10 protein-coding genes and 1 pseudogene are annotated in these 12,766 nt (G+C 66.3%); 9 read left to right on the plus strand and 2 right to left on the minus strand.

All coding sequences use genetic code 11. The annotated features are described in order from the left end of the window. Positions 1-1,109 precede the first annotated feature (1,109 nt). Positions 1,110-1,565: an anthrone oxygenase family protein gene (locus ACWER9_RS09420; protein ID WP_452301361.1), complete on the minus strand. Its 456-nt coding sequence runs from the start codon at positions 1,563-1,565 to the stop codon at positions 1,110-1,112. Positions 1,566-1,763: 198 nt separating this feature from the next. On the opposite strand from ACWER9_RS09420, the gene ACWER9_RS09425 reads away from it, so the two are divergent. The 8 genes and pseudogenes from ACWER9_RS09425 to ACWER9_RS09460 all read left to right on the plus strand — a co-directional run. After that, positions 1,764-2,381: a TetR/AcrR family transcriptional regulator gene (locus ACWER9_RS09425; protein ID WP_452301362.1), complete on the plus strand. Its 618-nt coding sequence runs from the start codon at positions 1,764-1,766 to the stop codon at positions 2,379-2,381. Positions 2,382-3,122: 741 nt separating this feature from the next. Next, a complete protein-coding gene (locus ACWER9_RS09430) occupies positions 3,123-3,530 on the plus strand; it encodes an acyl carrier protein (protein WP_387198915.1) in 408 nt (135 codons plus the stop codon). Between the two features lie 4 nt (positions 3,531-3,534). Continuing rightward, positions 3,535-3,984 (plus strand): holo-ACP synthase, encoded by a 450-nt coding sequence (gene acpS / locus ACWER9_RS09435; protein WP_452301363.1) that lies wholly within the window; start codon positions 3,535-3,537, stop codon positions 3,982-3,984. Between the two features lie 386 nt (positions 3,985-4,370). Then, positions 4,371-5,375 (plus strand): ParB/RepB/Spo0J family partition protein, encoded by a 1,005-nt coding sequence (locus ACWER9_RS09440; RefSeq protein WP_452301364.1) that lies wholly within the window; start codon positions 4,371-4,373, stop codon positions 5,373-5,375. A gap of 145 nt (positions 5,376-5,520) precedes the next feature. Then, positions 5,521-6,498 carry an ACP S-malonyltransferase gene (gene fabD, locus ACWER9_RS09445; RefSeq protein ID WP_452301365.1) on the plus strand — a complete coding sequence of 326 codons (978 nt, stop codon included), beginning with the start codon at positions 5,521-5,523 and terminating at the stop codon, positions 6,496-6,498. A 10-nt stretch (positions 6,499-6,508) separates the two neighbouring features. Next, the gene (locus ACWER9_RS09450; protein WP_452301366.1) at positions 6,509-7,612 is read left to right on the plus strand and encodes a 3-oxoacyl-ACP synthase III family protein; all 1,104 of its coding nucleotides are present in this window, start codon (positions 6,509-6,511) and stop codon (positions 7,610-7,612) included. After that, positions 7,612-9,141, plus strand: coding sequence for a phytoene desaturase family protein (locus ACWER9_RS09455; RefSeq protein ID WP_452301367.1), 1,530 nt, complete (start codon positions 7,612-7,614; stop codon positions 9,139-9,141). Before ACWER9_RS09450 ends, ACWER9_RS09455 begins: the two co-directional genes overlap by 1 nt. Before the next feature lie 128 nt (positions 9,142-9,269). Further along, positions 9,270-9,699, plus strand: a pseudogene (locus ACWER9_RS09460) (transposase); the annotation flags it as partial. Positions 9,700-9,708: 9 nt separating this feature from the next. Here ACWER9_RS09460 and ACWER9_RS09465 read toward each other — a convergent pair. Beyond that, positions 9,709-10,302: a TetR/AcrR family transcriptional regulator gene (locus ACWER9_RS09465; RefSeq protein WP_452301368.1), complete on the minus strand. Its 594-nt coding sequence runs from the start codon at positions 10,300-10,302 to the stop codon at positions 9,709-9,711. Positions 10,303-10,432: 130 nt separating this feature from the next. Between ACWER9_RS09465 and ACWER9_RS09470 the strand changes: the two genes are divergently transcribed. Beyond that, positions 10,433-11,995 (plus strand): DHA2 family efflux MFS transporter permease subunit, encoded by a 1,563-nt coding sequence (locus ACWER9_RS09470; protein ID WP_452301369.1) that lies wholly within the window; start codon positions 10,433-10,435, stop codon positions 11,993-11,995. The last annotated feature ends 771 nt before the right edge of the window (positions 11,996-12,766 follow it).

Below are 12,766 nucleotides of genomic sequence, written 5' to 3' on the forward strand. Positions count from 1 at the left end.
ATTAGCTCGGCGGCTACTGGAGAACACACCCGGGCTCCGCCGCCCCCCCACGCCAAGGCGGCGCGACCTGCTGGACCTTGATGGCGAGGTCGATCTCCGCCGCGCGCACACCGCCTCCGAGGGCGAGTCGGAGGTCTGCGAGGAGCTGCTCATCCGCTGCCGGACGTGGGTCATCGGGCGTCACTCGCCGAACCATGCCCTACCTCCTAAGGCCGTGTAAGCATTCCGATCGGGCTCGATGACAAATTCATGCCCCGTGCCTGACGTGGCCCCCGCGCCTTGAACCGATCGTACCAGTTTTGTTAATTTTCTTTGCCCCCGCAAGCATCCGCTTGTCCAGACCCGCCGTATGGCGGCCGGCGGATCTCTCATACCGGTCAAACCCGGCGATACACCTAGCCGGGCCGCCCGCATTCCACGATCCAGCAATTGCCTAGCTGTCCATGGTTCCTGATGATGTGCATGGGACTTCGAGTGATGTGTGTGTTGTCGGCCTGGCTCGTGATCGCCTGCTCTTGTCCGGCTTACGTCCGTTATGGACACGATAACACAAAGTTGTAGTGCGTGGACAGAGAGATAGGGACGCGGTACTTTCGGAATATTCGGATGAAGAATCTGCCGTGAACGGCGAAAATGTCCGCGAGGTTGTTGGGGGCGCCGCGAGTGCGGCGGATGTTCGGGTGTCCCGCGAGCACATCGGTGACGTATCCACCGACCATTGCGTCCAGGCCGTCACCGCTTAGGGCGTAGTTGTCGAAGGACGTGGCCGCGTTGACTGGCAGCCCTGACCGATGCCTCGCACGCCCCTCCTCGCGAGCAGCTGCCCGCGCGGATCCGCAAGTTGATGAGTACGACTCCGCTCAGCGGGACCGGGGTTGTCACATTGGGCGGCGCGGCAATGACCATCTACGTCGGACGGATTGAGGGTGTGCGGGTCTCCCACCACTGGATGGCCACGCTGCGGCGCGGGCCACGGCTGAAGCCCTACCGGCAGGACGCCTTCAAGGTCGGCAATGGCCCTGCACGCGGTCTCATCACCTAAACGGGACAGTTCAAGAACGACGGAGCCGCGGAGCGCGGGGGAGTATCACTACTCTTCCCACCCAGGCTCAGTCGACCGTGGCGATCGAGAGAACGACGAGCAGGAAGGCCGCGAGGTAGGCCCACGAACGGTATCCCTGAAACCACTCCCAGCGGTTTCGGCGCTCCTGCCAGCGTTCGGGAGGGGAGTCCTTGTCCCAGCGCAGCGTCGACAGGTTGATCGGCACGTTCACGACCACGGTCGTGACGATGCCCGTGGCCCAGGCTGCGGCCGCTGCCCAGCGCAACACCTCGGGCAACCCCGCCCCATCAGGGCGGGCCGCGTAGCTGATAGCCAGCACGAGCGAAGCCGTCATCGCCACCGGCATCACAATGCCGAAGGTACGCAGCAGGCCCTGTTCGACCATGATGTGGTCACGCGGCGCCAGACGCTTGACCACCGGATGCACAAAAGCATATGAACCGAACTCGGCGCACGCCGTGAACCCCAGCACGGCGACGGTGGCGAACATCAGCACATCCATACCCGCTCCTCTCTCGTCGTGGCGGCCTCCGGGGCGCCAAGCCACATCGGCGAGCCGTGCCGCAGCATGCGCGACGTGAGACCGCACATGGGAAGGCACGACAGGAGTCGGTCGCCGTGATGGCCGGTGCTCCCGCGGAGGTGGCTGATCGGCAGCGCACGCCGCGAAGATTATTGATTGATTGATAACATGTCAACCATGGTCCAGAAACGAGTCTCTTCGTCCCAGCGGCGTGCTTCCGTGCTCGCTGCGGCGATCCGGATCTTCGGCAGTAAGGGCTTTGCCGCAACCACCACGGCAGACATCGCCCGCGAGGCCGCCGTGAGCCAGCCCTACGTGGTGTCCCTGTTCGGCAGCAAGGACGCGCTCATACGAGCCGCGATCGAGCACGCGCTCGACAGGGTGGTCGAGGTGTTCGAGCAGACGATCGACGACGGCGCACCCGACGACCTCGCGCCGCGTATCGGTATCGCCTACCTTCGCCTGTTCAAGGAGCAGGGCTTGCAACTCTGCCTCGCGCACGCCTTCACCGCCGGCAGCGATCCGGAGATCGGGCCACTCGCCAGGGCCGGCTTCCTTCGCGTCTACCGAGTGCTCGTCGACCGCGGCAAGCTCACACCCGAACAAGCCAGTCAGACCCTCGCCGCCGGCATGATGGCCAACGTGATCCTCGGCTTACGCCTGGCCGATGACTATGACCGTGAACCCCTCATACGCGAACTCCTCTCGGCGACCTACCCGAGCAATGTTGGCCTCCTCAGGACCGTCACCAACGCATGCGATGGTGACGCCGCTTCTAGTGCCGGTGTCCACTGACGTTCGCCGGCGGTTTGCCGGTGGTGTTGTGGATCCTCGCCGCAGGTGCGGTCGAGCGACCCCCCGCCGTGGTGGGGGCGGCCACGGCTGGCCGGCCGACCCCGCACGGTGACCACCCGTGTGGTGGTGTCGGCGGGGCCAGACAACCTGGCGGCGGTCGCTAACGCCAACCGTCGCTGCCGCTCTTCGGATGCGGCAACAACACCTCGAAGCGCATCACAAGCGGTCGCGAATAATCCTCAGGATCCGCAGATCGCGCCAATGACGCCAAGGCATGGAGCAACGTGGAATTTATTCACGGCTCCACTCGATCCGTAATGTTCTGGTTGACATTAGCGAGCGCGATGTCAAGCCGATCTTCACCGCGGTGACGCCACTGCAAGCCCACGGCGTTTGATGACCTGGGGGTGTCGCTGACGCCGACCTCACGCGCGCCGCGTTTCCCATGTCAGTGTCTCCCTTTGTTCGGAGTTGCACCCTTGAGCGGCGACCGGTTGCGGCAAGTGGCTGTACGTGTTGTCGGCCTGGTTAGTGATCGGCTGCTCTTGTCCGGCTTAGGTCTGTTATTGGCGAGGATAACCCGCAGCGCTTTGATGTGTGGCGGTGTGGGGCGGGTCGAGCAGTTCCAAGAGCCGGACAAAAATTTTTTGCCCGGAGGTGTACGAACTCGGGGCCACGTCGGGTCTTTAAAGACGAGAGGTCTTTCGAGGGCCGCTCGGTGACAACGAGAAGGGACCCATTGTGGCTGTCACGCACGATGTTGTTGTGGGCGCCGTCAAAGCGGCAATGGTGGACGCGCTTGGCGTCGAGCCCGAGGAGGTGACGCCGGAGGCGACACTGTTCGGTGATCTCGGCGCGGAGTCCATCGATCTTCTGGACATCCTCTTCCGGCTGGAGCGCAGCCTCGGCATCAAGGTCACCGCCGGCGACTTGGCCGAACGCATCCAGGGTGGCATTCCTGAGGAGGAGTTCGGTACGCCAGAGGGGGTCGTCTCCGAGGTCGGGCTTGCCCACCTGAAGAAGGTCATGCCACAGATCGCGGTGGAGGACCTACGAGGGAAGCTGCCGGCGGAGGAGGTCATGGGGTTGTTCACTGCGGACAATCTCGTGGATCTGGTGCTCGACCGGAACACCGAGCTCGTCGGCTGATTTCATGGGAGTACGGGTCGGTGTCGATCTCGTCGAGGTGGACCGCGTACAGACATTGCTGAAGCAGCAGCCGGCCGCCAGTAGTGAGCTGTTCACAGAACGGGAACTGGCCGCCTGCTCCGGCCGGCGAGACCGGTTCGTGCGGCTTGCCGGCCGGTTCGCCGCCAAGGAGGCGGTTCTGAAGTCGCTCGGCACCGGCCTAGGTCCACGGATGCGGTGGACGGACGTCGAGATCGTCAACGAGCCGTGGGGTAAGCCGCGGGTTCACCTGTACGGCGAGGTGGAGGCGGTCTGGCGAAGGCGGGGCGCGGGTCAGGTAGAGATTTCCATTTCACACACTGCCGGTCTCGCCCTCGCCCACGCCGTTTTGGTGGAAACGCCCGCCTGTGCCTGCGTATCCGGGCACTCGGCGGTCACCCCCGAGCCCAATTCCGAAGTGCACGGCGATGGATAGGGGCAGGCGGGCCACCCAGACGTCCGAGACAGCACATACGTCGAGGACGGATTGGACAGCGATGAATTCCACCTGACGGATCGACTCGCTGGTCAGACACCTACTGGGTCAGCGTGCGTGTGGTCACGTCGAGGGTCGAGACGCACTGGCGGGAGCCGACCCACGGCATCTCTCCCGATCGGCTGGATAAGGGGGCGTCGCAGCGACCGAGGTGCTGCGGCGGGCCGGTCAGATTTGGAGGTTGCCGGATCATTCGGCTGACTACTGGCACGGCGCAGTAGGTCCTGCGGTCGGCGATCCAGACATTTGTAGTCCTGTTGCAGCACAGCCGACACGACATATCCGAACCTCGTGCGGGAGGTCCGGGCGGATTGCGGGGGGAACTGATGTCAGGCCGGTATACGGTTGGTGGTGCCGCGCTGCTTGAGCGGAATGCAACGGATGTTCACGGGTATGACCGGTCCGATGCTGCGATCGCTGAGCTGCCAATCGCGGATCTTCACGGGGTCGAGGCGTTGCGATTCGGTGGTGTGGACCTGGCGTACGCGCGTGTGCTGGCCGAGTCGGGGGCGGAGCTGCCGCCGATTCTGGTGCAGCGCCGTACCATGCGTGTAATCGACGGCGCTCATCGGGTGCGGGCAGCGCTGCTGTGCGGTCAGCGGACCATCACAGCGGTGCTGTTCGACGGTTGCGATCGCGAGGCGTTCGTCCTCGCGGTTCGGCTCAATGTGACACATGGTCTGCCACTGTCGCTGGCGGAGCGGAAAGCGGCGGCGACCCGCATCCTCCACGACTATCCCGAGTGGTCCGACCGATCGATCGCCTCGGTGACTGGCCTCTCCGACAAGACGGTTGGGGCGATCCGGCGACGGTCGCCCGCGGAGATTCCGCAGCCGACCGACCGAGTTGCCCGTGACGGAACGATCAGCCGCCGCCCGTTGGTGGAGGGTCGGCTGCGAGCGGCCGAACTGATCCGGTCGCGGCCGCACGCGCCTCTGCGGCAGATCGCCGACGAGGCCGGGATCTCCTTAACTACCGCTAAGGATGTGCGCACTCGGGTGCGGTGCGGTAAGGATCCGCTGCCCGCCCGACAGCGAGCGACGTTGTCCGGCACTGTGGTTGCAGAGCCCGAGTTCGGTGAGGCGGATGCGATGGCCGCAGAGTTGATGATGCGGCGGTTGCGTAGCGACCCGGCGGTGCGTCGGACGGCCGGAGGTCGGTGGGTGCTGCGCTGGCTCGCGACGATGACCTTCGACGAGCAGGGCTGTGAGCGGGCTGTCGCTTGCCTGCCGCCCTACCATCTCGAGACCGTCGCACGACTGGCGCGGCAGCGGGGCGCGGTGTGGCTGCGCCTCGCGGGGCGAATAGAGGAGCGTACGCGGTCGAACTGAAAGGTGAACAATTCGTACTTCGTCCGCGGTCGACCGCCGCATTGACAGTCGTTGTGTAACGATGTTCTACTGGCGCCCCGCGATAAGTCGGATGACCGCTGTTCCCTTATGTGAAATACTCGTCTGCGCGCGTTAGGTCGGGTTGATGAACGATGATGTGCAACGCCGTTGGTGTTTCTTGTTTCCAGGTCAAGGTTCCCAGCGTGTCGGTATGGGAAGAGACCTCTACCTACAACGTCCCGATCTCGTCGCGGAAATCTTCAAAACCGCAGATGAGCTGCTGGGCTTCCCGCTGTCGGAAATAGCCTGGACCGGGCCCGAGGATCGGCTGCGTCGTACCGAGATCACGCAGCCCGCGATATTCGTGGCGAGTTACGCGGCATATCGTGTGCTCGCCGAGCGAATGCCCGAACCGGTGGCCGTCGCCGGACACAGCCTGGGGGAGTACACCGCGTTGGTCGCGGCTGGTGTACTGGAGTGGACCGACGCGCTGCGACTGGTCCGCCGCCGGGGCGAGCTCATGGCCGCGGTCAACGAGACCACCCCAGGCACGATGGCGGTCGCGCTGGGATTGACCGCGTCGGTGGTCGAGCGGTTGTGCGCGGAAGCCTCCGCAGCCTCCGGCGTGGTGGTCGAGGTGGCCAACTACAACGAGCCGACGCAGACCGTCGTCTCTGGAAGGACCGAGGCGGTCGCGGAATTTCTGCGCCGGGCCACGGCCGAGCTGCCCCCCGACGGAAAGATCAAGAAGATCGGGGTCGGCGCGCCGTTCCACTGCTCACTGATGGCACCGGTGGAGGAGAAGTTCGCCACCGAGCTGGCCACCGTCGACTTCCGCGATCCCCGTATTCCGGTGGTGGCCAACGCCACCGGCGGCTTCGTCACCACCGGCGCCGAGGCGCGTGAGTCGCTGTGCCGGCAGTTGGCCGGGCCGGTCCGCTGGACGGACAGCCTTGCCACTCTCGTCGACTCCGGCGTCACGACGTTCGCCGAGGTCGGGCCCGGCCGGGTGCTGACGGGCATCTGCCGGCGCACGTACCCCGACCTGGACTGCCATTCCGCCTCCGACGCGCGCCGCATTGCCGCTCTGCTCGAAGCCAGCCTTCTGCCTCGCACCGTCTGAAAGGACTCCCATGCGCACCGCCCAGATCATCGGCACCGGCGGATACCAGCCCGGTGACCCGATCGACAACGCCACCATTGAAAAGCTCGTTGGTCCGCTGCCGGACGACGTGCTGAACGGGCTGACCATCGAGCAGCGCTTCTGGATGATCGATCCTCGGACCGGCGAGCACCTCGACAGCAACTCCGGGATGGCGTACAAGGCCGCGGCGGCGGCGTTGGCCGCCGCCGAGGTCGAGCCGGCCGAGGTGGATCTGATGATCCTGGCGACCGGGACCCCGGACTACACGCTGCCGCCGTCGGTCAACCTCGTGCAGGAGAAGCTCGGTCTCGAATCCTGCACCACACTGGAGATCCGCTCCGGTGGCGCGGGCGCCGCGCAGGCATTGGACATTGCGCGGCTCTGGATCGAACAGGGAAATGCCACCACGGCGTTGGTCATCGGGGTGGAGGCCATCTCGCCCGCCATCGCGCCGGTATTCCTGGAGACCGAGCCGGACAAGATCCGGATGCGCGACCGAATCCCGCTCTACATGTTCGGCGACGGGGCAGGGGCGATCGTCGTGCGCGCGGGAGAGCACGGCGGACTGCGCCGTGGTGCCACCAAGGCCATCGGTGGCCTGCGCAAGCCGGGCATCTGGGCCATCGGTGGTGGCACCCACGCGCCGCTGCTGCAGCAGCAGCGGTCGAAGAAGCTGGTGGACCTCAGGGTCGATGTGGTCGGCGCCGGGGACTTCACGCCGGTGATGGTGTCCGAGGCGCTGTCGCACACGCTCGAGGCCGGCCAACTGGCCGCGGCCGACGCCGACTGGTGCCTGATCCCCGAGGGCAATGCCGGCTGGATGCTCGATTCGATGCGCGACGCCGGTGTGAAGACCGCGGACTGGGAGGCCCTGGAGGGCCGCATCTTCGACAATCTGGCGATGACCGGCGCCTGCGGCTGCGCGGCGGTGCCGCTGTTCCTCGACAACGCGTGGCGCAACGGCAAGATCCAGCCTGGGCAGCGCGTCGCCATCATCGGCGTCGAAGCGACGAAATGGATATACGGGGGGATCGTGTGCGACTGGACCGCCCCCACCCCCTCTCCCGCTACGCAGAGCAACGAGTCCGTCTGATGTTCGATGTTGTCGTCATCGGCAGCGGGCTGGGCGGGCTGTCGGCCGGGGCGCTGCTGGCGCGCGCCGGTCTGCGGGTCGCGGTGGTCGAGCGCAACGCGGCACCCGGTGGTTATGCACAGCCCTTCCGCCGAGGTCCCTACTTGTTCGACCCGGCCATTCACTTCACCCTGGATGCAGGTCCCGCCGGGTTCATTCCAGGGGTGCTGGACCACCTGAATGTCGCTGACCGCGTCGAGTTCCGCGAGTTGCCTCAGACGTATCAGGCGCGGTTCCCGAGCCTGACTGTCGATGCGCCGCCTGGCCGGCTGGCGTTCCTCGAGCTGCATCAGCGGCTGTTCCCGCGACAAGCCGACGGATTGGCGCGGCTGTTCGAACTGCGTCGCGAGATGTTCACCCAGTTCGCTGCGCTGCCGCAGCATGTCGGCCCAGGTGGACTCGATGCCGCAATGGCGGCGGCACCCCTGGTCTTCCGCTATCGGCTGTCGACCTTGACCGAGGTGCTGGACGAGTTTCTGGACGACCCGCAGTGTGCGGCGGCGATAGGCAGCATCTGGCCCTACATCGGCTCGCCGCCGTCGCGGATGTCGTTCCCACTGTTCAACCAGATGCTGGAGACCCTGCATCACGGAACCTTTTACCCGCGCGGAGGTTTCGGGACCCTGGTCGACGCCCTGGCCGCCGCGGTACGCGACAACGGCGGCGAGCTGCTGCTGAACGACGAGGTTCGGCGAATCCTGGTCGAGGACGGTCGCGCCGTGGGCGTCGAGACGGCGGGCGGGACCGTGCTGCACGCTCGCGCGGTGGTCTCGAACGCCGACGCGCGGCAGACGTTCGGCGAATTGGTCGGCTGGGACCTCCTACCGGCCGCGCTGCGGCGCCGAGTTGACCGGTACCGCCTGGCGCCCTCGGCTTTCGTGCTCTACGGCGTGCTGCACGCCGATCCGGCGGAACTGGGCCTGGCGCACGAGAACTTCGTGTTCGGATCATGGGACCATGACGCCATCTGGGCTGACGTGCAGGCGGCCCGGCCCGGTGGCATTTGGGTGACCGTGCCGACCCTGGCCGACCCAGAACTGGCACCAGGAGGTGGGCACCTGGGTGTGGTCACCAGCCTGGTCCGAGCCGGCGCCGACGGTAGCTGGCGCGCGATCCGGGACGCGCATGCCGACGCCCTGCTGTCTACGGTCGAGGCGGGTGTGCCCGGCTGGCGCGACGCCTTCGAGATCGTCGACATGGCCACCCCCGACACGCTCTTCCGCTACGGCCGCAGCGCTGGCGGAACCGCCTACGGCTGGGAGAACACCCCCGCGCAGACCGCCAGCAAACGGCTGCCGCACCGCACCTCGCTGCCGGGCCTGTATCTGTCCGGCCAATGGGCCGAGGAGGGCACCTCCTCGCTGCGGACCCTCACCTCGGGTCGAGCCACGGCCGCCATGGTGGCTGCCGACCTCGAACACCCCACGGCGATACCGGACTTCGGCGGTCCGTCGTTCGTCAACGAGCTACTGACGGGGGCTCGCCAGTAGCTGTAGGAGCGATCGCGCCGATGGGCTCAGACAGCGACGTTGGTCGTCGAGCCGATGCGGCGGTCCTTCGGATCACCGGGCCCGGACATCATGCGGCTGCGCCGGGTTTCGCTGGATCGCCGCCTATCGGCACCACGACCCTGTTCGCAGCCCTGGACGTGTTGACAGGCAAGGTCATCGGCAAGTGTCTCGCCCGCCATCGACACGTCAGTGCCCCGCAAGCTGCGGGTCCACTTGATCGTCGACAACTACGGCACCCACACTCGCCCGAACGTGGAGGCGTGGCTGGCCGAACACCGGCGTTTCCATCTCTACTTCACCCCGACCAGTTCCTCCTGGCTGAGCATGGTCGAGCGTTGGTTCGCCGCTCTGGCCGACAAGATGATCCGCCGGGGCGTGTTCCACAGCGTCGACGACCTCGTCAAGGCGATCGAGGAGTACCTGCGCGTCCACACCGACGACCCGAAACGCTTCGTCTGGACGGCGACCGCCGAATCGATCGTGAGCAAAGTCCGACGTGGACGAGCCGCCCTCGAACATATGGCTGATCAAAACTGAGACGGATCACTAGCGGTGTGCCTGCATTCCGCGGAGGATCAGGTCCACCAGCCTGGTGTAGCTGCTCCCCAGGTCGGGGGAGCGCAGGGCGCCGTTGAGTTCCAGCGAGACCGCGCCATGTAGCGCCGCCCAGACCTGCCGGGCGAGCTCGACGCTATCGCTCTCGCTGATCGCGCCGCGGGCCATGGCGTAACGGATGTGCGAGACCAGTTCCCCGAACGCCCGGCTGGCGCTCTCCTGCACCGCCTTATTGGTGAAGTGCCTGCCAGCCGAGGCATGGAACATGATCAGGTAGTGCTGCGGGTGCTTGGTAGCGAACGCGCGGTAGCCTGCGGAGGCCGCTCGCAACCGGACGATCGGGTCGGCGTCGGCCGGTGCGGCGACCTCGGCCCGCAGCCGTTCGAAGCCACGGACCAGCAGTTCCGACTCCAGGCCGTCCTTGCCGCCGAATCGGTTGTAGACGCCCATCAGCGCCACCCCTGCCTCGGCGGCGACCGCCCGCACAGTGACCCCGGCCAGGCCGTCACGGATCAGGACCGCCTCGGCGGCGTCGATGAGGGCACGCTCGACGTCCTTGCTCGGCGTGCGGGTGCGACCAGCCATCTGTTTCGGTCTCCTCGGTTCGCGCTGCCGGACTGTCACCTTAGCCGCTTGGACCTGGTTGACGGCCCGATGACGATGCTGTAGAACGACGTTATACAGATACCGCAGTCTGTTCCACAGGAGGCGTGCCGTGTCCACACCCACTTTCGAGCGGGCTGATACCTCTGGGCAGACTATGGGTACTCCTGACCCGGCCACACACACCGGCGCGCGCCGCTGGCTGGCGCTGGCGGTCGTGTGTGTGAGCGTGTTGCTGGCGGTGGTCAACAGCACCGTGGTCAACGTCGCCCTGCCAACGCTGGGGCGGGACCTGGGTGCTTCCACCACCGCGATGCAGTGGATCGTCAACGCCTACACCCTGGTGTTCGCGGTCATGCTGCTCACCGGCGGCGGTCTCGGCGACCGATTCGGCCGCAAGCGCACGCTGCATGTCGGCCTGGTGCTCTTCGCGGCCGCCTCCCTGGCGGCGGCGAACGCCACCAGCACCGGTCAGTTGATCGCCGCCCAGGCAGCGATGGGCGTGGCGGCCGCATTCGTCTATCCGGCAACGCTGGCGCTGCTGTCGGCGATCTTTACCGATCGCAAGGAGCGAGCCGTCGCCATTGGCATCTGGTCGGCGGTCTCCGGCCTGGGGGCCGCCGTCGGTCCGGTCGCGGGTGGTCTGCTGCTTCGGCACTTCTCATGGCATTCGGTGTTCCTGGTGAACCTGCCGCTGATCGCGGTGGCGCTGGTCGGTGGGCTCCTGCTGCTGCCGAGGTCGCGTGCCGAGTCGCCTGGTCGGTTCGACGTACTCGGCGCTTTGCTGTCAATGGTCGGTGTCGGGCTGCTGGTGCGTACGGTGATCGAAGGCCCGAGCGACGGCTGGCTGTCGGCGGTGACGTTGGGCGGATTCGCCGGTGCTGCCGTGCTTCTCGCGCTGTTTGCCTGGTGGGAATCGCGCACTGTCGAGCCGCTGCTCGATGTGAGTATGTTCCGCGACCGGCGGGTGACGGCGGCGTGCGTTGCGATCATGATGGCCTTCCTCGGGCTGCTCGGTTTCGTCTTCCTGATCACCCAGTATTTCCAGGTGATCCGCGGCTACGACACCTTGAAGGCCGGGCTGGCTATCCTGCCGTTCGCGGCGGTCATGGGCGTAATGGCGCCATTGAGTATGGCGCTGACCGTCCGGATCGGACCTCGGCTCGTGATCTCGCTCGGCATGCTGTCACTGAGCGCGGGTTTCGTGGTGGCCATGCAGCTCACCGCCGAGTCCAACTACTGGGGGCCGGTGGTCGGTTCGATGGTGCTGATGGCCGCTGGGCTCGCCTGGGGGACTGCTCCCGCCACGGACACGATCATGAGCGTGCTGTCGGCGAACCGCCTCGGCGCCGGGTCCGCGGTCAACGACACCACCCGCCAGATCGGCGCGGCGCTGGGCATCGCGGTGATCGGCTCGGTGATGAACCAGGTCTTCGGTGACCGGATTACCAGTGGGTTCGCCACACTTGGGTTGCCATCGGAACCGGCATCGGAATCGTTGGTGGCGGCGGTGGGAGTGGTTCAGCAACTGCCTCCCCAGGTGGCGGAACAGGCGCTACAGACGACCCGGGACGCGTTCATGTCGGCGCTGCACGCCGGTTCGCTGGCGGCGGCGATCGCGACCGCCGCTGCGGCAGGGGTGGTCGCGCTGCTCATGCCGGGCCTGAGGCGGTGAGTCCCGGCTCCGAGCGATAGCCCGGCCGGAATCCGAAGGCGGACCCGATCGTGCGATCAGTCTGGACAGCTTTCCCTCGGCGCGCGCCACCGCCGGAGCGATCGGCTCCAAGATGGAACCCGCAACCGGCGACCCGGCGGCAGCGGATTCTGGCATCCCGCGAACCCCAGAGGAGTACGACGAGATCGGGCGCCGACGACGAGAGAGCCGTGACTTACGCCAGGCCAACACCAACTGGCAACGGCCTGGATGAACAGCTGACGTGGGTAGGCAGAGAGCTCGGTCCTCAGCTTCGGCAGGCACATGCCCTGCACAGCGGCAACCGTCGTCGAGGGACACCGCAGCGCGAATGACGAAGCATAGGTGGTCGTTTCGGCGGTGCGCAGCCACACGAGCAAGGCCTGGTGCCTGCGTTGTGGCTCGCCTGTCCGCTAGACGGCGACTGTCGCGCCCGAGCATGAGGGCCGATCGATGCAGGTGCTCCTGAGATGCACCCGATCCCGACGACGCCGGGTCCAGGCGCCACCAACTCCTCTAACGACGGCATCGGCGACGACGAGGCAAGCACGATCCGTCAACTGACGAACCTCCACATCGGACGCCGCGCCAACCCAGGGCCTATCCAGTCAACTGGCGTCCTTTCTTGCCGAGCTGCGTCGTCTTCGTGGGGTCGCATTGAACTCGACCAACAAGTGCAGAAACCTGAACCCGCTGCGATACTCACTGCGGGCAAAGTGAACGGCGCAGCAGGCGCCAACATTTCTGCCGTGC

Source organism: Micromonospora sp. NPDC003944 (assembly GCF_053605225.1).